The 21,410-nt window shown below is 43.1% G+C and carries 13 protein-coding genes; 9 read left to right on the top strand and 4 right to left on the bottom strand.

Features of this window, described 5'->3' with window-relative positions; genetic code table 11:
• Both BSCG_RS10130 and BSCG_RS10135 read right to left on the bottom strand, forming a co-directional pair.
• Complete coding sequence (locus tag BSCG_RS10130; protein ID WP_004309660.1) at positions 1-918, bottom strand: helix-hairpin-helix domain-containing protein; 918 nt, start codon at positions 916-918, stop codon at positions 1-3.
• Positions 918-2,288, bottom strand: coding sequence for a sodium-dependent transporter (locus BSCG_RS10135; protein WP_004309661.1), 1,371 nt, complete (start codon positions 2,286-2,288; stop codon positions 918-920). The genes BSCG_RS10130 and BSCG_RS10135 overlap by 1 nt, the downstream gene beginning before the upstream one ends.
• 103 nt (positions 2,289-2,391) lie before the next feature.
• Between BSCG_RS10135 and BSCG_RS10140 the strand changes: the two genes are divergently transcribed.
• Positions 2,392-2,787 (top strand): VanZ family protein, encoded by a 396-nt coding sequence (locus BSCG_RS10140; protein WP_008649548.1) that lies wholly within the window; start codon positions 2,392-2,394, stop codon positions 2,785-2,787.
• Between the two features lie 119 nt (positions 2,788-2,906).
• Here BSCG_RS10140 and BSCG_RS10145 read toward each other — a convergent pair whose 3' ends face one another.
• Together BSCG_RS10145 and BSCG_RS10150 are read right to left on the bottom strand one after the other, a co-directional pair.
• On the bottom strand, positions 2,907-4,202 hold the full coding sequence (locus BSCG_RS10145; protein ID WP_008649550.1) for a UDP-N-acetylmuramoyl-tripeptide--D-alanyl-D-alanine ligase: 1,296 nt from the start codon (positions 4,200-4,202) through the stop codon (positions 2,907-2,909).
• Between the two features lie 77 nt (positions 4,203-4,279).
• Positions 4,280-6,295, bottom strand: coding sequence for a sensor histidine kinase (locus BSCG_RS10150; protein ID WP_008776468.1), 2,016 nt, complete (start codon positions 6,293-6,295; stop codon positions 4,280-4,282).
• Positions 6,296-6,412: 117 nt separating this feature from the next.
• On the opposite strand from BSCG_RS10150, the gene folP reads away from it, so the two are divergent.
• The 8 genes from folP (at position 6,413) to BSCG_RS10190 (ending at position 21,406) form a co-directional block, all read left to right on the top strand.
• Entirely contained in the window at positions 6,413-7,279 is an 867-nt protein-coding gene (gene folP / locus BSCG_RS10155) for a dihydropteroate synthase (protein WP_175285325.1), read from the top strand.
• An 11-nt stretch (positions 7,280-7,290) separates the two neighbouring features.
• The gene (gene cdaA / locus BSCG_RS10160; RefSeq protein ID WP_008776466.1) at positions 7,291-8,055 is read left to right on the top strand and encodes a diadenylate cyclase CdaA; all 765 of its coding nucleotides are present in this window, start codon (positions 7,291-7,293) and stop codon (positions 8,053-8,055) included.
• 205 nt (positions 8,056-8,260) lie between these two features.
• The gene (locus BSCG_RS10165; RefSeq protein WP_008776465.1) at positions 8,261-10,597 is read left to right on the top strand and encodes a beta-galactosidase; all 2,337 of its coding nucleotides are present in this window, start codon (positions 8,261-8,263) and stop codon (positions 10,595-10,597) included.
• A gap of 45 nt (positions 10,598-10,642) precedes the next feature.
• Positions 10,643-11,620 carry a glycoside hydrolase family 43 protein gene (locus tag BSCG_RS10170; protein WP_032849593.1) on the top strand — a complete coding sequence of 326 codons (978 nt, stop codon included), beginning with the start codon at positions 10,643-10,645 and terminating at the stop codon, positions 11,618-11,620.
• Between the two features lie 320 nt (positions 11,621-11,940).
• Positions 11,941-14,406: an alpha-L-arabinofuranosidase C-terminal domain-containing protein gene (locus tag BSCG_RS10175; RefSeq protein WP_008776463.1), complete on the top strand. Its 2,466-nt coding sequence runs from the start codon at positions 11,941-11,943 to the stop codon at positions 14,404-14,406.
• Between the two features lie 35 nt (positions 14,407-14,441).
• Positions 14,442-16,388 (top strand): glycoside hydrolase family 97 protein, encoded by a 1,947-nt coding sequence (locus BSCG_RS10180; RefSeq protein WP_008776462.1) that lies wholly within the window; start codon positions 14,442-14,444, stop codon positions 16,386-16,388.
• Positions 16,389-16,596: 208 nt separating this feature from the next.
• Entirely contained in the window at positions 16,597-17,457 is an 861-nt protein-coding gene (locus tag BSCG_RS10185) for a TonB family protein (RefSeq protein WP_008776461.1), read from the top strand.
• A gap of 949 nt (positions 17,458-18,406) precedes the next feature.
• Entirely contained in the window at positions 18,407-21,406 is a 3,000-nt protein-coding gene (locus tag BSCG_RS10190; protein WP_008776460.1) for a SusC/RagA family TonB-linked outer membrane protein, read from the top strand.
• Positions 21,407-21,410 lie beyond the last annotated feature (4 nt).

Below are 21,410 nucleotides of genomic sequence, written 5' to 3'. Positions count from 1 at the left end.
TTAATTATAACAAATGTAGGGCTCTAGCCGTTCAAGATCAATAGGAGTGAACTCCTCATAGAGAGATAATTGCTTCAGACTTTTTAAGAATCCTTTCTTTTTCCGATATTCTATGATAACCTTTGCTTGGTAGTAGTTTATGTATGGATGATGCATCATTCGTTCCATGCCGGCTTTATTTACATTGATGCGGCGTGTCTGATGGGTGTCAATGGAAAACCACGGACGGAGTTTCTCTGCCTTTAGATGAATCTCCTGTAACTGCTCTATTCGGAAAAAGCCTCCCAGCCGTTCGCGGTAATTCACAATCATCCGGGCAATGCTGCTTCCGATTCCCGGAATCTTCTTCAGTTCGGTGGTATCTGCGGAGTTGAGACTGATGACAGTTCCCGGGAGATATTTCACAAGGGTGTCCCGTTGTATGCTTGGTGCGGTTAACAATCGTACCGTGTCTTTATTTGTCGAACTGAAATCTTCTGTAATTTGTATATAAGGACGAAGAGTCTGGTATTGTTCTTCCGTGAGTCCATATATCTTTCGGAAATCTTCCGGGTGGCGGAATTTACCTTGTTTATAGCGATAGTGCAGGATATTCTTTATCATCCAGGATGGTAATCCAAGCGAAAGAAAAGTAGTGGAGTCTGCGGTGTTCGGGTCAAACATCGCAAGCTTGATTTCCCTTTGAGGGGATGATTGAAAAGAATGACCGGACTTTTGGTGAGGTTTGGTTTCCCGGAGGGAGGAAATAAAGTCGTTGTATTCCTTATCGAACTTCTCGTTCTCTCTGCAGTCGGTATCTTCAGCGTGTGTGAAAAAGGAGAAGAGTTTAGGGGCGGCATATACTCCTAAAATAAGAACGACAAGGACGATAATGCCTTGTCGTTCTGTTTTAGTATAATAAAGGAAGTCTTTCCACATTATAGCTTGATTAATCCCAGTTCATTGATAAATATCAGTGAGATGGCGATTGGTGCGATATATTTTAATATAAAGATAATGAGTTTGTATACCGGTACCTTTAATGAACCGTCATTGGTAATCTCCGACCATACAATCTTCTTGTCCAGATACCATCCGGTAAAGAGGGAGATGCACAATCCGCCCAGTGGTAACATGATTTTAGCTGTTACAAAGTCGAAGAGGTCGAACATGCCCAGTCCGAAAACGGTAAATCCTTTCATGACTCCCAGTGATAGTGAACAGAATATTCCGAGGAAGACACAACCGCCGGTGACTAACCTTGCTGCTTTTCCACGGGAGAGGTTGAACTCCTCATGTAAATAAGCGGTTACTACTTCGTGCAGGGAAATGGTAGAAGTTAAAGCAGCCATTGCCAACAACGCATAAAACATGACAGAGAATATATATGCCAGTATGGGAACTCCGCTAAATGCCTGTTGGAATACATTAGGCAGGGTGATAAAGATCAGACTCGGACCTGAATCAGGTTGTATGCCTACGGAAAAAGCTGCCGGGAAGATGATAAATCCGGCTAGTATCGCCACAAAGGTATCAATGATTCCTACGCTGAAAGCTGTTTTGGTCAGGTTGGTTTCTTTACTGAAATAGGAGGCGTACGTACAAAGGCATCCCATTCCCAAACTCAATGAGAAGAACGCTTGTCCCATGGCACTCAAAAATACATTTCCGTCCACTTTGCTAAAGTCGGGCTTGAGCAGGAATTCGATACCTGCACCGGCTCCCGGCAGAGTGACCGAGCAAACAACCAGTATGAGGATAATGATAAACAGGGTAGGCATCATGATCTTGGAGGACTTTTCGATTCCTTTTTCTACCCCTTTCACAATGATGAAATGAGTAATCAACAAGAATGCCACCAACCATACAACCGGTCTCCATGGGCTACTGGAGAATTGTTGAAAAGAGGATATGAACTCTCCGGAGGTTTTTCCGGCAAAGCCATTAGTAGCAGCTTCAAAAATATATTCGAGTGTCCATCCTGCTACTACAGCATAATAACTAAGTATCAGGAAGCCTGCCAATACCCCCATGCGTCCTACCCAACGCCAATGTGTTCCAGGTACTAATTTCTGATATGCTCTAGCTGTGTTAGCTCTCGAACGGCGTCCTATCAGGAACTCGGCAATCATAATAGGCAATCCCAGAAGAAGAATGCAGCCTAAATAGATCAATATAAAAGCAGCGCCTCCATGGTTTCCTGTTTCATAGGGAAACCTCCATATATTACCCAATCCGACTGCAGAGCCGGCAGAAGCGAGTATGACTCCTAATTTACTGCCGAAGTTTGCTCTATCATTTTTTGCCATAAATCTTGTTTTATCTTACAAATCGTTATAAAATATACGTATTAGAGCGCAAATATAGAAAATGATACTTATATTTGCACGAAAATTGTAACATTATTTAGATATGCTATCTTATATTAAGAAATATCCAATCTCGCTTTTTATCATTCTGACAGTGATTTATCTGTCGTTCTTTAAACCGCCTAAGACGGATTTAGATGAAATTCCCAACCTCGACAAACTGGTTCATGTTTGTATGTATTTGGGTATGTCGGGGATGCTGTGGCTGGAATTTTTGCGTGCACATCGCAGGGACAATGCTCCGATATGGCATGCATGGGTAGGCGCATTCCTTTGCCCTGTACTTTTTAGTGGTTGTGTGGAATTGTTGCAGGAATATTGTACTACTTACCGGGGTGGAGACTGGTTGGATTTTGCGGCCAATACAACAGGGGCGGTTCTGGCTAGTTTAGTGGCCTATTATGTCGTACGACCGAGGATGAAAATAAATAAGCAGTAAAAGGCAACCTATGAACAACAACGGTGAATGATAAACGGTGAACGGTAAACGGTGAATAATGGATATGATATAGTCAACCATTATTCACCGTTTACCGTTCACCGTTTATCATTCCGGCTTTATAGAAATTCTACCGTTGAACTAAGTTTGATTCCATTGGAACCTTTAATGAGAATAGTATATCCTTTGGGTTTATCTTCTTGCAAATCCTTTATAACTTCCTGCACATTTGCATAAGTTTTAAAAGAATGTTCACTTGCGGCAAACTGTTCTCCCACGAGCCATACTTTCTCAAAATTACTTTCTTTGATGTAGTCAACGATTTTCTGGTGTTCGGCCGGGCTATCAGCACCCAGTTCGCGCATATCTCCTAATATGAGCATCTTGTGGGGAACTGTCATATTCCGGAAGTTTTGCAAGGCAGCCATCATGCTGGTTGGGTTTGCGTTATATGCGTCGATGATAAGCGTGTTATTTTCTGTCTTTTTAAGTTGGGAACGGTTGTTCTGTGGCGTATACTCTGCCAGAGCTTTATCGATCTTCTTTGTTTCCACTCCGAAGAAACGTCCGATAGTGATTGCAGCCAGGGCATTGGGGAAATTATATTCTCCGATCAATTGTGTACAGACTTGATGGGCTTCACCGTCTTTACCGGCTTTCCATTCGAAAGCAAGATAAGGCGAATTGCCGGTAATCCGGCCATTGACATAGAGATCATCTTCTGTTCCATAAGAAATCAGGTTCAGTCCCTGTGAGATATTCATCAAATAGGGGTTATCGTGATGGATAAAGGTGATGGCATCTTTCTTGCGGAGGAAATCATAAAGCTCTCCTTTGGTCTTGATAACTCCTTCGAAAGAACCGAATCCCTCCAGATGAGCTTTGCCTACGTTAGTGATAATACCATAATCCGGTTCGGCTATTTCGCAAAGAAACTTGATTTCCCCCGGATGGTTGGCGCCCATCTCAATGACGGCAAGGTCATGTTCCGGTTTTAACCGTAGCAGGGTAGTCGGTACGCCGATGTGGTTGTTGAGATTACCTAAAGTATAGAGTACATTGTGGGCTTGGCAGAGAACGCTGGAAATTAACTCTTTGGTGGTTGTCTTCCCATTAGTGCCCGTAATGCCGATCACTCGCGTTCCGAGTTGGCGGCGATGATAGTTGGCAAGCTGCTGCATGGTTTGCAGGCAGTCGTCTACAAGTATATATCGTTGATCGCCTTCTACGGCATACTGTATTTCATCGATAATGGCAAACGCGCATCCGGAGTCCAGTGCTAATTTGGCAAATGCATTACCGTTGAACGACTCACCTTTCAAGGCGATAAACAAAGAACCGTCCGGACAGTTCCGGCTATCAGTAGTTACTGATTGGCAATCCAGAAAAATCTGGTAAAGAGCAGAAAGTTTCATAACCTGATCTTTTATTTAAAACGTTGCAAAGATAGGCTATTCTTTCGGATTTGATGGGAGTTCGGGCAGTTTTTTGCTTAGGCATATATCAAAGGAAGAGTCAGGATCATCCGGCATCCTTCTGTGTAAGAAGTGTCGATTCGGAGGCTGCCTCCTAACTTTTCGGCAATACTCCGGCATATCGGAAGTCCGAGCCCGGTGCCCTGCGTGAAAGAGTTCATTTTGTAAAAACGTTCAAATACTGCTTCCTGTTGGTCTTTCGGGATGCCTGTTCCTGTATCGGTCACACTGATTTCAATTTTCTTTTCAGCTTCCAATACGGAATAAGCGATGCGAATACTGCCATGAGTCGTAAATTTAGCGGCATTATGTGCGAGGTTGTTCAATACTTGTGATATACGTTCCGAATTACTGCGTATGAGCAGGCTTTCTCTTTCAGGTTCGAATAAAACCTCCACATCTTTCTGCGTGTTATCTTTGGCAACTTCAGATGCAAGTTGACAGATCGCATGAAGGTCTGTTTCGGCGTCGGTGGGCAGTTGTTCATATTGATCCAGTTCGGACAGCGTGAGCACATCAGTCACCAGTCGAAGCAAGTCGTTACTGTTGCTTTTGATGATATTGACAAACTCCTGTGTTTCCGGACTATTGCTGTAATGGTCGCTTAATACTTGCGAGAAGCCTACGATAGAGTTGAGCGGTGTGCGGATTTCGTGCGTCATGCTTTGGATAAACGTCGTTTTCATCCGGCTGCTTGCTTCCGCTATATCTTTGGCTTTACGCAATTCTTCCTTTGATACCATAAGTTCTTCATTCCTTGTTTTAAGTTCGGCCTCTGAAACTTTCAGTTTGCGTTTCAAGAAATTTTCTCTATAAAGGAATATGAATAAGATACCTAATAAAATAATCAATGAAATAATCAAGGTTGTTTTATTATGCAACTCCTTCTCTTGTGCCTGAAGCATGAGTTCTTTCTTTTCGGCATTGAGCTTTTCTACATTTAATAAGGTGGCGAATTCGCTGCTGGACACTTGTTCATTGGCTATTTTCAAAGAGTCATCCGCGTTGATGTACATTTGCAGATATTTGACCGCCAGGTTCATATTCCCCATCTTTTGGTAGATTTCTCCCTGTGTGCGGTAATGAATGCTGCTAAGTATGCTTTCGCTTAAACGACGTTCTTCTTTTTCCTGCATCTTTGCGGCTTCCAGCGCTTTCTGATATTGTTTGGTCTGCTGGTAGTATAAACATTCTATATTATACAGTCTCTTTTTGATAGACTCCAGTCTTTTGTCCTGTTCAAACGCTGTCTGACACTCCTTCAGTAATTTTTCGGCAGCTTGAAAGTCGCCGAACTTGCTGTAGTAGTTTACAAATTCCAACTTGGCAGATATTTGTTGCGTAGAGGAATTGGCAGTCGCAATGGCTTTTTCCACAGCAGCTAATGCTTCTTTTTGCTTTTTCTGGTTGATGTAATAGTTGGCTATCTGGGCATAGGTCTGGGAGATGTTGTAGTTTTCGATCTTGTATTTTTCAGTCAGTTCGATTTCTTTCAATCGCCACTCGAACGCCATCGAATCGAATCTTTTGATGGTGTAGATTTGCGACATGATGTTATAGCAACGGGAGAGGCCGGTCTTATCATCCTCTTCTTGAGCTTCTTTTAACATGTTTTGCACTTCATAAAGTGCTATGTTTGTTCTGCTTGTTTTTAGGTAATAGGTGATTAATCTATTAGCCCATGCGAAGTAATAGTATTTAGGCTGATGAGTGGCCTTGGCGAATTCTTTTACTTTGTTGGTATAGTGGATTACGCTGTCTTCATTGGTTCCCTGAAAATAATAATAATCCAGTTGAGTGGCTATGGCTACTGCCTGCATTCGTTCGTCCTGCCGTTCGCCGGCCATTCGGAATAAAGTGTCGGACATATTAAGTACAACAGGCTCTAACAAGTATTCTTGACAACGTTGATAATATTCATAGAGAGTAGAGTCAACATTGAAGGTTTCAGCCTCTTTTTGAGCTTTAGCAGTAGTGGTAAAGAACAAAATGAGGAAAAGAAATCCTACGCGAAATAGGGTTAATCGGCTCATGGTATGAATTTTTCGGGTTCTTCTATAGTTTGCAAATATACGTTTATTTCTTCTTTTTAGTACGAATACTTGCTTTTTTTATCTACATTTGTAGGCGATCTAAAAGGAATGTTGTCAATGATGAAACCTATATCTCCTATTTATATAAATGTAAAAGGGCGGTTGCTCGATCTTGCTACTCCGCAGGTGATGGGAATTTTAAATGTTACTCCCGATTCTTTTTATTCCGGCAGCCGGATGCAGACTGAAGAAGACATTGCTGCCCGGGCCCGGCAGATACTTGATGAAGGTGCTTCAATAATTGATATAGGAGCCTATTCTTCACGACCGAATGCCGAACATATTTCTGCTGAAGAAGAGATGCGAAGACTGCGCACCGGTTTGGAGATTCTGAACCGTAATCATCCCGAAGCCATTATTTCCGTTGATACTTTCCGGGCTGATGTGGCGGAAGAATGTGTGAAAGAATATGGAGTGGCTATGATTAATGACATAGCTGCCGGTGAAATGGATCACCGGATGTTTCAGACAGTAGCCGACTTGGGAGTACCTTATATAATGATGCACATGCAGGGAACTCCCCAAAATATGCAGAAAGAACCGTCTTATGATAATCTGATAAAAGATGTTTTCCTGTATTTCGCCCGTAAAGTGCAGCAACTTCGCGACTTGGGAGTGAAAGATATCATTCTCGATCCGGGATTCGGATTCGGAAAGACACTGGAACATAATTATGAACTATTGGCACATCTGGAAGAATTCCACATATTCGAACTTCCCGTTTTAGTGGGAGTTTCGCGGAAATCAATGATTTATAAATTATTGGGAGGAACCCCGCAAGATTCATTAAACGGGACAACCGTATTGGACACTGTTGCGTTAATGAAAGGAGCGCACATCCTGCGTGTACATGATGTGCGTGAGGCGGTGGAAGCTGTCCGGATCACAGAGAAATTAAAAATAGAGAGTGGATATGACAAATAAGAGGAGGGTGCATGTTTTTTGAGTTTGGTATAAAAGATTTTATCGATATCCTGCTGGTAGCTTTTGTTTTGTACTATACCTACAAACTGATGAAAGCTTCCGGCTCCATCAAGGTATTCACCGGAATTTTGGTTTTTATCCTGATCTGGCTGGTGGTGACGCAAGTGCTGGAAATGAAATTGTTGGGCTCTATTTTCGACACATTGATGAATGTGGGTGTGATCGCGTTGATTGTTCTTTTTCAGGATGAGATACGCCGTTTCCTCTTGACTTTGGGGTCTCACCGACATGTCAGCGCACTGGCCCGTCTTTTTAACGGTTCGAAAAAAGAGTCGTTGAAGCATGACGATATCATGCCGGTGGTAATGGCTTGTTTGAATATGGGGAAGCAGAAAGTCGGCGCATTGATTGTCATTGAGCATAACGTTCCTTTAGACGAAGTTGTCCGTACGGGCGAACTGATTGATGCGGCGATCAACCAACGTTTAATCGAAAATATATTCTTCAAGAATAGTCCGTTGCACGATGGCGCAATGGTAATCAGCAAAAAACGTATCAAGGCGGCAGGATGTATTCTTCCTGTATCCCATGATTTGAATATACCGAAAGAACTTGGCTTGCGGCATCGCGCAGCGATGGGAATCTCTCAACAGTCGGACGCACATGCCATTATTGTTTCAGAGGAAACGGGCGCTATCTCCGTAGCCTATCGCGGACAATTCTACCTCCGCCTGAATGCGGAAGAACTGGAAAGTCTATTGACAAAAGAAAACTGATTTTATTGTAATCACATACCGGACAAATGGTCGGAAGATGAGCATGGTAAAATGCCTCTCATCTTCCGACCATTGTTGTTTTATCTGCTATTTGGCGCTATTTTGCTTTATTTCCAACCCTTTTTGAATGATAATTATGCCCTTCTTTTTAGGTGAATCGCCTACCTTTGCCGTATACTATTAAAATTCTATTTTTGAATAAACCATGAAAAACAGATTGATTGCTTTACTGGTACTTTTTACAGTTATTTTCTTTAGTACTGCACAGGCGCAAACTACTGCACGGAAGTTTGAGGCAGGCAAGAACACATTCTTGCTGGATGGAAAACCGTTTGTGGTGAAGGCTGCCGAGTTGCATTACACCCGCATCCCGCAAGCTTATTGGGAGCATCGCATTGAGATGTGCAAGGCATTAGGCATGAATACTATTTGTATTTATATTTTCTGGAATATCCATGAACAGGAAGAAGGAAAGTTCGATTTTTCCGGTCAGAATGATATTGCAACTTTCTGCCGTGCGGCACAGAAACACGGTATGTATGTCATTGTCCGTCCTGGTCCGTATGTATGTGCGGAGTGGGAGATGGGGGGACTTCCCTGGTGGCTGTTGAAGAAAAAAGATATAGCCTTGCGTACGCTCGATCCCTATTATATGGAACGGGTAGGCATCTTTATGAAAGAGGTCGGTAAGCAACTGGCTCCGCTGCAAGTGAATAAAGGGGGAAATATCATCATGGTACAGGTAGAGAATGAATACGGTTCTTATGGAATCGACAAACCTTATGTCTCTGCCGTGCGCGACCTGGTTCGTGAATCCGGTTTTACCGATGTACCTCTGTTTCAATGTGACTGGAGCAGTAACTTCACCAATAACGCGCTCGATGACCTGATTTGGACGGTGAACTTTGGAACAGGTGCCAATATCGACCAGCAATTTAAAAAACTCAAAGAACTTCGTCCTGAAACTCCGTTGATGTGTAGCGAGTTCTGGAGCGGATGGTTCGACCACTGGGGACGCAAACATGAGACACGTCCTGCAAAAGATATGGTACAGGGCATCAAGGATATGCTCGACCGGAACATCTCTTTCAGTCTGTATATGACTCACGGAGGAACGACTTTCGGACATTGGGGAGGTGCGAACAACCCGGCTTATTCTGCCATGTGCAGCTCATACGATTATGATGCTCCGATTAGCGAACCCGGATGGACGACCGACAAGTTTTTCTTGCTTCGTGACTTGTTGAAAAACTATCTTCCGGCAGGTGAGACGTTGCCCGCAGTGCCCGCAGCTCTGCCTGTTATTGAAATCCCCGAGTTTCACTTCCATAAAGTGGCTCCGCTTTTCTCAAATCTGCCGGAGGCAAAACAAACGGTGGATATTCAACCGATGGAACAATTCAACCAGGGATGGGGAACGATTCTGTATCGCACCACATTGCCCGAAACGACTCTTGCAGGCACCACTTTGAAAATTACGGAAGTGCACGACTGGGCGCAGATATATGCCGACGGTAAACTGCTGGCACGCTTGGACCGTCGTAAGGGAGAATTTACAACGACCCTGCCCGCGCTGAAAAAAGGCACACAACTGGATATTCTTGTGGAAGCAATGGGACGTGTTAACTTTGACAAATCCATCCACGACCGCAAAGGAATCACTGAAAAGGTGGAACTTATTTCGGGTAACCAGACTAAGGAATTGAAAAACTGGACTGTATATAACTTCCCGGTAGATTATTCCTTTATAAAAGATAAGAAATATAGCGATACAAAGATATTACCGACTATGCCTGCCTATTATAAGAGCACCTTTACACTGGATAAAGTAGGAGATACTTTCCTGGATATGAGTACATGGGGAAAAGGTATGGTCTGGGTGAACGGTCATGCAATGGGGCGTTTCTGGGAAATCGGTCCGCAGCAGACTCTCTTTATGCCGGGGTGCTGGCTGAAAGAAGGAGAGAATGAAATCCTCGTTCTGGATTTGAAAGGTCCTACCCGGGCTTCCATCAAAGGTTTGAAGAAACCAATTCTCGATGTGCTTCGTGAAAAAGCTCCCGAAACACACCGCAAGGATGGAGAAAAACTGAAACTGACGGGTGAGAAAGTGGTCCATGAAGGAGCTTTCACTCCGGGTAACGGCTGGCAGGAAGTGCGATTTGCCACTCCGGTGAAAGGACGTTATTTCTGTCTGGAAGCACTTTCTCCACAAGCAAATGATAACATCGCAGCTATAGCAGAGTTTGATGTCCTGGGAGTTGATAGTAAACCGGTATCCCGCGAACATTGGAAGATTCGTTATGCCGATAGTGAAGAAACACGTAGTGGCAACCGTACAGCTGACAAAATATTCGACTTGCAGGAATCCACTTTCTGGATGACAGTGGACAATGTTCTTTATCCTCATCAATTGGTAATTGACTTGAGCAAAGTGGAAAATGTGACCGGTTTCCGCTATCTGCCCCGCGCCGAAAAAGGGTATCCGGGTATGATTAAGGAATATCGTGTATATGTGAAACCTGCTGATTTCAACTACTAAACAGTGAATGGACAAGAATAAAACAATGGATGAAAAAGCATTGAAATGATGATGAATATGAAGAAAAATATAATTCTTTTCGCATTCCTATTTGTGGGAGTGTTGACTGGGTATTGCCAGCAATCTGCTTACCTGTTTGTTTACTTCACCGGCAATCGCATGAGTGAAGAAGCCGTCCGGATGGCTGTTAGCCTCGATGGATATAATTATAAAGCCTTGAATGGAAATCAGCCGGTACTTGATTCCCGTGTGATTAGTTCAACAGGTGGAGTACGTGATCCCCATATCTTGCGCTGTGAAGATGGGAAGACATTTTATATGGTGGTGACAGATATGGTGTCCGGCAATGGATGGAGTTCTAACCGTGCCATGATATTATTGAAATCAAAAGACCTTGTACACTGGACTTCCAATATCGTGAATATCCAGAAAAAATATCCCAATCAGGAGGATCTGAAACGTGTGTGGGCTCCACAAACTATTTATGATAGGGAAGCAGGAAAGTACATGGTTTACTGGTCCATGCAACATGGCAATGGTCCCGATATCATTTATTATGCTTATGCCAACAAAGATTTTACCGATATAGAAGGAGAACCGAAGCCACTGTTTCTTCCGGAAAACAAAAAATCATGTATTGACGGCGACATTATTTACAAAGATGGACTCTATCATTTGTTCTACAAAACGGAAGGGAATGGAAATGGAATTAAAAAGGCCACTACCTCCTCTCTAACCTCCGGCCAATGGACAGAATCGGATGACTATAAACAGCAGACGAAGGATCCGGTAGAAGGTTCGGGTATTTTCCCGCTGGTTGGTTCCGATAAGTATATTTTGATGTATGATGTATATACGAAAGGTAAATACCAGTTTACCGAAAGTTCCGATCTGGAACATTTCAAAGTGATTGACCATGCTATCAGTATGGATTTCCATCCGCGCCATGGCACTGTCATGCCGATTACCCCAAAAGAGTTGAAACGCCTCTTCAAGGTCTATGGTAAACCCGAAGGTTTCTGAACTAAAATATCTCGTGGGACAGGAGAAAAATACCTGTCCCTGATTTGTTAAACCAATTGTTTTTCAGGCGGGTAATCTTCGCTTCCCAGTGAGTATTCCCATCCTTTTGTTTTCTTTTGAGTTATTCTGATAAGATGGATTCAACTAGTTGTAATCCAGGAAAACAGTATACGATATGGGGAAAAGTGTATATTTTACTCTTGTTTACTTGTTTCTTATATATTTTTAAGTGTATAATTACCAATTATTATATGAAACACGCTTGTTAGAATGATGAAAATCTTAACTTTGCGATTGATAATCTTAATGCAATATATACCATGAGAAAATTATTCCTCCTTTTAGTTGTCTTGTTTTTGTCGTTCCAGCAGCTCACTTTAGCTGCAATCAAAGAAATGACGAGTACACCCGATTCGGTTTATCTGTTTTCTTTTGCAACTTCCGGAGACGACGGACGCAGCGGACTCCGTTTTGCCTGGAGTACAGATAAAGAAAATTGGTTTGAAATTGGCCGGAACTACGGATATCTCCGGTGCGATTATAGCCGCTGGGGATCACAGAAGAAAATGCTCGATCCTTATTTGAAACAATCGTCCGATGGCGAATGGATTTGTACCTGGAAACTGAATGACCATGATGGATACGGCCAAGCTACTTCCAAGGATTTAATCAACTGGACCAGTCAGAAATATCCCCGTACTACGCCGGATTTTGACGGAGTGAGAGTGAAAGCTATTGTTGCCGGAGAAGAGCAGAAAGGAAATATCAACCGGGTAGTTTGGACCTTGGTGGATGGATTGGATAAAAATTATGGCTGGAATCAATATCGGAACTCATTACATGGAGAACGTCCGATACAGGATGGAGAACGTTTTGCCGGTTTGAAGCCTGTAAAAGCAACGGTCACTGTACAACCGGAAGGCGCAAAAGCCATTAGTGATGTATTGCTGGGCGCTTTTTTTGAAGACATCAATTATTCGGCAGACGGAGGACTCTATGCAGAACTTATCCAAAACCGCGACTTCGAGTACGACCCTTCGGACAGGGAAGGAGATAAGAACTGGAACAGCACTCATTCCTGGGCACTGAAAGGAGAGAAAACGACTTTCACTATTGATACTACCGACCCTATTCATATCAATAACCCACATTATGCCGTGCTGAATGTAGAACAACCGGGAGCTGCATTAGAAAATACAGGTTTTGATGGAATCGCACTGAACACCGGAGAGAAATATGATTTTTCCATCTTCGCCCGGGTTCCGCAGGCTAAATCAAATAAATTGCAGGTTCGTCTGGTAGATGGAAAAGGAAATGTGTGTGGAGAGACTTCTCTAACAGTGTCTTCCCGTCAATGGAAAACATATAAAGCGGTAATAACTGCTAAAGCTACTGCGGACACTCATCTCGAAATCATCCCTCAATCTGTTGGTGAATTGAATCTGGACATGATTTCCCTATTCCCGCAGAATACATTTAAAGGACGTAAGAACGGGCTTCGCAAAGATCTGGCTCAAGTGTTGGCTGATATTCATCCCCGTTTCATCCGTTTCCCCGGTGGCTGTGTGGCTCATGGTGATGGCTTGAAAAACATTTATCAATGGAAAAATACAGTAGGTCCGTTGGAAACAAGAAAAGCACAGCGTAACCTTTGGGGATACCATCAAAGCATGGGATTGGGTTATTTTGAATATTTCCAGTTTTGCGAAGATATTGGTGCGGAACCGCTTCCAGTGCTGGCGGCCGGTGTTCCTTGCCAGAACTCTGCCTGTCACGGCGACTTGAGAGGAGGACAACAAGGTGGTATCCCGATGAGCGAAATGGGAGCTTATATTCAGGATATTCTTGATCTGATAGAATGGGCAAACGGTGACGCTAAGAAGACCAAATGGGGAAAGGTACGTGCCGAAGCCGGGCATCCGAAACCTTTCAATCTGAAATACATCGGTATCGGAAATGAAGATCTTATCACTGATATCTTCGAAGAACGCTTCACAATGATCTTCAATGCCATCAAAGAAAAATATCCTGAAATGATTGTTGTCGGTACAGTGGGACCGTTCAATGAGGGTACAGACTACGTGGAAGGATGGAAGCTGGCGGACAAACTGGGTATTCCGATGGTCGACGAACATTATTACCAGACTCCGGGATGGTTCCTGAACAACCAGGATTTCTACGACAAATACGATCGTTCGAAAAAGACAAAAGTATACTTGGGCGAATATGCAACTCACATACCGGGACGAAAGGCGAATATCGAAACAGCACTGACAGAAGCTCTTTATCTTGCTGCCTTGGAACGTAATGGAGATGTTGTACACATGACTTCCTATGCCCCTCTTCTCGCAAAAGAAGGACATACCCAGTGGAATCCGGATTTGATTTACTTCAATAACCGGGAAGTGAAACCTACCACCGGCTACTATGTTCAGAAACTCTACGGACAGAATGCCGGAAACGAATATTTGCCGTCAAAGATCACTCTTGATAATAGAGATGATCAAGTGCGGAAACGCATTGCCGCTTCTATTGTCCGTGACTCGGCAAGTGGCGACGTGATTGTGAAGCTGGTCAATTTACTTCCCGTAGAGGTGAATACGAATGTCGACCTTTCCGGAATCGGTGCTATACAGTCTTCTGCAAAAAGAACCGTACTGACCGGCAAACCGGCCGATACCCCGCTACCTGTTGAAGACACAATGGAAGTAGCAGAAAAGTTTGACTATCAATTACCTGCCTATTCTTTTACGGTGATCCGCATAAAGAAGGCAAATGAGAAATAACAGAAAAAAGTGAAGATAATAACGACATAAATAATATGAAGAAGATAATAAGTACCCTGCTGGCTAGTTGCTGTCTGACTTCTCTGATAGCACAGGAAGTGGTAGTGAAAGGGCCGGATGAAAAACTGCAATTGGTTGTATCTGCTTCTCCAGCCGAAAAGCCAAGTTATTCGATTACCTACAATGGAAAGACAATGTTGGAGAAATCTCCTTTGGGTATGAATACGAATATCGGTGACTTTGTAAAAGGAATGAAACTGACAGGACACGCTGTTACTCCGATTGACACTGTCTATCATCAGGATCGTATTAAAACCTCCAAAGTGCATTATCAGGCAAACGAACTGATTTGTAATTTTGAGAATTCGAAAGGGCAGAAAATAGATGTAGTCTTTCGTGTCAGCAATCACGATGTAGCTTTTCGCTATACTCTTCCGCGTCAGGATGGAAAAGGAAGTGTAACGGTAACTGCCGAAGAAACCGGCTTTCGCTTTCCGCAACAAACAACTACTTTCTTATGTCCGCAAAGCGATGCCATGATAGGTTGGAAGCGTACCAAACCCAGTTATGAGGAAGAGTATAAGGCAGATGCTCCCATGAGTGACCGTTCGCAGTACGGGCATGGCTACACGTTCCCTTGTCTGTTCCGTATCGGTGACGATGGTTGGGTATTAGTCAGCGAAACAGGTGTAGACAGTCGTTATTGCGGTTCTCGTTTGAGCGATGTAAGCGAAGGTAATCTGTATACGGTTGCTTTCCCGATGGCAGCAGAAAATAACGGTAACGGAACTTCTGCTCCGGCGTTTGCCCTTCCCGGTGCTACTCCCTGGCGTACCATAACTGTTGGCGAAACCTTGAAACCGATTGTGGAAACAACCGTTATCTGGGATGTCGTACGTCCTCTTTATGAAACGAAGCATGACTACCGTTTCGGACGCGGCACATGGAGCTGGATTCTCTGGCAGGATGGTAGTATTAACTATGACGATCAGGTGCGCTATATTGATTTTGCAGCTGCAATGGGGTATGAGTATGCCTTGATCGATAACTGGTGGGATACGAACATCGGCCGTGACCGCATGAAATCTTTGATAGAATACGCACGAAGCAAAGGAGTTGAACTCTTCTTATGGTATAGCTCTTCCGGCTATTGGAATGATATTGAGCAGGGGCCGGTGAATCACATGGACAATGCTATTATCCGCAAACGTGAAATGAAATGGTTGCAAAGTCTTGGAGTGAAAGGAATCAAAGTTGATTTCTTTGGTGGCGACAAGCAGGAAACGATGCGCCTGTATGAAGATATTTTGAGTGATGCTGACGACCACGGTCTGATGGTAATCTTCCACGGTTGCACCATCCCTCGCGGATGGGAACGTATGTACCCGAACTATGTAGGCAGCGAGGCTGTACTGGCCTCCGAAAATATGGTTTTCGGCCAGCACTTCTGTGATGAAGAGGCTTTCAATGCCTGTCTGCATCCGTTTATCCGCAACGCGGTGGGTTGCATGGAATTCGGTGGTTGTTTCCTGAACAAACGGCTGAATCGCAACAATGACGGAGGAACTACCCGCCGTACTACTGATATATTTCAATTAGCCACTACCGTATTATTCCAGAATCCGGTACAGAATTTTGCGCTTGCTCCCAACAACCTGAAAGATGTTTCCCCTGTTTGTGTGGACTATATGAAAACGGTTCCTACCACGTGGGATGAAACACGTTTCATTGACGGATATCCGGGGAAATATGTAGTCTTGGCACGTCGCCACGGTGACACCTGGTATCTGGCTGCTGTGAATGCCGGGAAAGAAATCGTAAAGTTGAAACTGGATTTAGATATGTTTGCCGGAAAAACCGTTTCTCTGTATAAGGATGATAAAAAAGGAGAACCTCAACTTGTGACGTTGAAAGTAAAAGAAAGCGGAAAAGTGCAACTGGAAATCCTTCCACAGGGAGGTGTTGTATTGGTGAACAACTAGATGATATTTCTTTTGGATGTGAGTTCGGGATAAATACCCTTATCCCGAACTCACATTTTTATTTGTTATTTACTTGTGGCTTGGTGGCAACAGTATTTATTGTGCAATAAATAACTGCTGTGTATGAGGAAAATAAACGATTTTTTTGTTGGTCTTTTAGCGTAAAGATGTTATCTTCGTTTATTGTTCAACCTTAAAACGGAAAACCATGCATACAAAACTAGTAAGTCTTTTCATAGTGTTGTTTCTGTGTTTGCCATTGTTTGCACAGAAAGAGTCAGTCCCCAGAATAGATAGTGAGGGAGTTTATTTAATTCCCGATGAGATGCCGAAGTTTCCGGGAGGCATGCAAGCCATGATGAAATACTTGGCAACTAACGTAAAATACCCTGTCGAAGCCCAGAAGAAAGGAGTTTCCGGTCGGGTGATTATCCAGTTCGTAGTGATGGAAGATGGAACGCCGGGACAGGGAAAGGTAGTGAGAGGAGTTGATCCCCTGTTGGATGAAGAGGCTTTGCGCGTGGTGAAAACAATGCCTAAATGGTCACCCGGAATGGCGGATGGCAAGGCTGTCAAAGTGCGTTTCACTATTCCTGTAATGTTCAGCCTGTCGAAAAAGCAAAATGGCAATACTCCGAATATGAATATTCCAGAACTTACTGTCCCTAGCGGTCAGGAAGTCACTAATAAGAGTCTGGAGGGAGTATGGCAAAGCTGTCTTGTGCAGCCCGGTGCACATGATTTTCGGATTGCATTATTACCGGTCTTAAAAGTAATTTCTGCCGATAAAACATTTATAAACATCATGACACGTGGCAGGGATGCGAAATCGAATGCCATTATATTTTCCCAGGGAGAGTATCGTTTGCCTTCAGACAGCGTGTATGTCGAGATATTGGGAAAATCGTCCGATCCTGTTTTCGTTCCGGGAACAGAGAATGAAATTAGTGTTGAACGTCTCCACGACAATCTGATTAAGTTATCGTTCTCAATGCCCGATAAAGAAAAACGATGGGTGGAGTATTGGTTCCGTGTTCCGTCGCCTGATGTGAAGATAATGGCTGATTGATAATTTCTCTCTGTATAGATTTGTCATTGTTGAAGGAAGAGTACATTCGTTTTAGAAGACTTATTTGAAACGATAGTTCCCGGAAAGTTCCGTTTTGAATCGTTGCGGGATCTTATGGAAATTCAAGAAAATACCCTTCACCTTTCACAATGCCCTATTCATCGGCATTAGCGGGTGAAGGGCAGGCTTTCACTTTCCTTTCACCTTTCTATCCGGGCTTTTACAGCTTGTCTAGTCTGCTAAATCTTTTATCTATAGTTGGCAGGAGAAGTATTAATAGATGGCTTCCGGACTATTATAGGAAAACTTTTTTTCTATAAGGGATAAACTTCCTTTGTATAGGACCTAAACTTTCTTTGCATTATAAGAAAACTATAAATGTAAGCTTTGATTATATAAATGAAACTTGCATTTATATAATCAAAGCTTTTGTTTTTATAAACGCAACTTGCAATTATAGATTGCATTTAATGAAAAACAAGTTTACATACTGGTAATAGGAAGTTTACCTATAATCAAAAGAAAGTTTGTTATTAATGAAAGAGAGGGTAGTTAGTAATGGATAAGGAAGCAGGTCAGGTATGTCTTCAGAAGCATAGATAGAGAAGTGCCATGTAGGATTAGGAAACCGATGGGTGAAAGACGGGTGAAAGTACAGCCTTCACCCACTAATGCCGATGAACAGGGCATTGTGAAAGGTGAAGGCTGTTCTTGTAAAATTGAGAAATAGGTGTTTGAGGAGATTTCTAGAAATAGCGAATACTCTGGGGAGTAATGATTCAAATAACGGGGAATAATGAATCAAAATCCCTCTGCTTCATTATTCCCCGTTTATTGGAACATATCTATGAATGTATTAATTTAGAATTTGCTTTTCTTTGTTGCAAAGAGATGAGCGGCCGTCATCCTTTTCAGAAGTAAAGAAATTGTTGATTTTAAACTTGATTTCATGAAAAACTATCATTTAAAGAACTTGTCTAAGAAAAGAATCTTTTCTATGATGATGATTTCAGCTCTTTGTACAGCTTATCCGTCATCATCTTTTGCAGATGTAAGTGAGGTACAGATAACTATGCAGACTGTTGCGCTGAAAGGGCAGGTCGTAACAGAAAGCGGAGAGCCGGTGATTGGGGCCAGTGTCATGCTGAAAGGTACATCCAACGGCACTATAACGGATCTGGACGGTAACTTTATCCTTAACGGAACGTCGAAAGGTACACTTGTTATCTCTTTCATCGGTTATATCACGCAAGAAATCCCGATGAACGGAAAAACATCATTGAAAGTCGTACTTAAAGAAGATACGAAAACGTTGGATGAAGTCGTGGTTATCGGCTATGGCACTCAACGTAAAGAAGAATTGACCAGCTCGGTTATGAGTGTGAAAGCGGAAAACTTCGTTCAGGTAACCACTCCCGATGCTGCCGGACTGATAAAAGGTAAAGTAGCCGGTTTATCCGTTATTAATCCCGATGCGAATCCTCTTTCCACTTCCGAAATCGTTCTGCGCGGTTCTACTACCCTGAAGTCGGGAACGAGCCCGTTGATATTGATTGACGGAGTTCCGGGAGAATTGAATTCAGTATCTCCTAATGACATTGAGCAGATAGACGTCTTGAAAGACGGGTCGGCAGCGGCTATTTACGGTACACGAGGTACGAACGGTGTTATTCTGATTACCACTAAAACCAGTAAGGGAGAGATGAAGCCCACGATAGAAGTGAATTCTTATGTCTCCTTTCAGAAGATTGCAAAGAAACTTCCGATGATGTCGGCAGACCAGTACTTGGAGAAGGTGAAGGAAGGATATACCGGAGCCGCTGATTATGGCAGTAAGACGGACTGGCTGGACGAAATAATGCAGACTCCTTTTAATCAGACTTATAGTATCAATTTGCGTGGTGGCTCGAAGAACACTAATTACATAGCCAGTTTTGACTATACCTCTAACGAAGGACTTGTCAAACGCTCTAAAGTGGAGACTATATTTCCGCGTCTGAACGTAACGCACCGGATGTTTGATAACAGGTTGAAGATAGACGCGGGGTTGAGCGGGTACCAGCAAAGTTACGGTATTCCTTATAATACCAATGTATATCAGAGTGCCTTGATTTACAATCCGACAGAACCGATAAAAGATGAAAACGGTAAATGGACGGAAGTTGCACGTGATTTATACTATAATCCGCTTGCGTTGCTGAATGAGACACAAGGGAAAAACGATGCGACCAATCTACGGATGCACGCCACTGTTACGGTTACTCCGATTGAGGGGCTGGATATCAAATGGTTGCTTTCCAGAGAAGTCTATAACAAATTCTCCGGCTATTATGAAACAAAGAATCACCGCTCTACCACTATTCAGAATAAAAATGGTTACGCGTCCCGTGAAACACATAAGAATCAGGCGGATATGACAGAATTCACGATCCAATATAACAAAGCTTTCAAGGGGGGACACAGCCTGAACGCATTAGCCGGTTATAGCTGGAACAAGAATAACAACCAGGAAGCTTTCATGGATAATTATAATTTCCCGACAGATGACTACTCCTATAATAATATGGCAGCCGGTACAGCTTTGAAAGATGGAAAGGCTACAGAGAAAACTTATCAGGAAGAATACAAACTCGTAGGATACTTCGGAAGAATCAATTATAATTATCAGGGTAAATATTATTTGTCAGCAAGCATCCGTCATGAAGGTTCTTCCAAGTTTGGGGCAGATCACAAATGGGGAACATTCCCTGCCGTATCTATTGGTTGGAATTTGAAAGAAGAATCATTCTTGAAGAATGTAAACTTCTTGAGTTTTTTAAAGTTAAGAGCCGGTTACGGAATAACCGGAACGATCCCCGGGAATCCTTATCTGTCTTTAAATACGCTTGACTTGGGCGGATATGGTTATTATGGAGGACAGTGGACTACTTTGCTCCGTGCATCCTCCAATCCGAATCCCGACCTGCGCTGGGAAAAGAAGAAAGAAACGAATATCGGCCTTGATTTTGCATTCTTCAATGACCGGATTTCAGGAAGTATCGACTGGTATAACCGGGATACGGACGATTTGATTTGGGATTATACAGTATCGGTTCCTCCTTATGTGAAAAATACGATAACTGCCAATGCCGGCTCTATCCGGAACAGAGGATTGGAAGTATCCTTGAATTTCATTCCCGTAAAAACGAAATCTTTCACTTGGGATACGGGAATCAACTTCTCTACAAACACCAATGAACTGGTGTCTTTGTCCAACGGCAAGTACTCTTCCAACGGTTATACTGACTTGGGAGATACATACGCCCCCATTCAGCAGAAGACTCATCGTGTGCAGGAAGGTATGGCTATCGGTAATTTCTGGGGCTATAAGAGCATAGACATTGACGAAAACGGTCACTGGATTATCGAAGGGGCCGACGGAAAACCGAAACCGATTGCGGAGCAACAGGCGGATGATAAGAAAGTGCTTGGCAACAGACTTCCTGACTGGTATTTAAACTGGAATAATACTTTTAGATATAAACAGTTTGATTTGTCAATCACTATGCGTGGAGCTTTTGGTTTCCAGATACTGAATATGCCTGAAATGAATTATGCGGCTCCCGTGTCATTAGGGTTGGGAAATGTGATGGAAAAAGCATTTGACAATGTTTATGGCAAACGTCCGTTGGCTGCCGATCAGGAATTACAGTATGTAAGTTATTATGTGCAGGATGGCGATTACTGGAAAATAGACAATCTGACTATCGGGTACACCCCGGTTATCAAAGAAAACAAATGGATTAAAGGGGTGCGTGTTTACGGAAGTATATCTAATCTGGCTACCATTACCAAATATTCCGGCATCGACCCGGAGGTGAACGTGACCGGACTGACTCCCGGTGTGGACAATATGTACCGATATCCTTCTGCCCGTACGTTTTCAATCGGCGTTAACCTGAATTTCTAACTCT

This window comes from Bacteroides sp. 2_2_4 (genome assembly GCF_000157055.1).
Taxonomy (GTDB): Bacteria; Bacteroidota; Bacteroidia; order Bacteroidales; family Bacteroidaceae; genus Bacteroides; species Bacteroides ovatus.
Note: the sequence above shows the minus strand (reverse complement) of the source record. Positions and strands in the feature narration are given on the sequence as shown.

Coding starts and splice junctions, on each gene's coding strand:
- BSCG_RS10140 (WP_008649548.1), top strand. CDS start 2,392: ATGCTATCTTATATTAAGAAATATCCAATCTCGCTTTTTATCATTCTG.
- folP (WP_175285325.1), top strand. CDS start 6,413: ATGATGAAACCTATATCTCCTATTTATATAAATGTAAAAGGGCGGTTG.
- BSCG_RS10145 (WP_008649550.1), bottom strand. CDS start 4,202: ATGAAACTTTCTGCTCTTTACCAGATTTTTCTGGATTGCCAATCAGTA.
- BSCG_RS10180 (WP_008776462.1), top strand. CDS start 14,442: ATGAAGAAGATAATAAGTACCCTGCTGGCTAGTTGCTGTCTGACTTCT.
- BSCG_RS10190 (WP_008776460.1), top strand. CDS start 18,407: ATGAAAAACTATCATTTAAAGAACTTGTCTAAGAAAAGAATCTTTTCT.
- BSCG_RS10130 (WP_004309660.1), bottom strand. CDS start 918: ATGTGGAAAGACTTCCTTTATTATACTAAAACAGAACGACAAGGCATT.
- BSCG_RS10135 (WP_004309661.1), bottom strand. CDS start 2,288: ATGGCAAAAAATGATAGAGCAAACTTCGGCAGTAAATTAGGAGTCATA.
- BSCG_RS10150 (WP_008776468.1), bottom strand. CDS start 6,295: ATGAGCCGATTAACCCTATTTCGCGTAGGATTTCTTTTCCTCATTTTG.
- cdaA (WP_008776466.1), top strand. CDS start 7,291: ATGTTTTTTGAGTTTGGTATAAAAGATTTTATCGATATCCTGCTGGTA.
- BSCG_RS10175 (WP_008776463.1), top strand. CDS start 11,941: ATGAGAAAATTATTCCTCCTTTTAGTTGTCTTGTTTTTGTCGTTCCAG.
- BSCG_RS10165 (WP_008776465.1), top strand. CDS start 8,261: ATGAAAAACAGATTGATTGCTTTACTGGTACTTTTTACAGTTATTTTC.
- BSCG_RS10170 (WP_032849593.1), top strand. CDS start 10,643: ATGATGATGAATATGAAGAAAAATATAATTCTTTTCGCATTCCTATTT.
- BSCG_RS10185 (WP_008776461.1), top strand. CDS start 16,597: ATGCATACAAAACTAGTAAGTCTTTTCATAGTGTTGTTTCTGTGTTTG.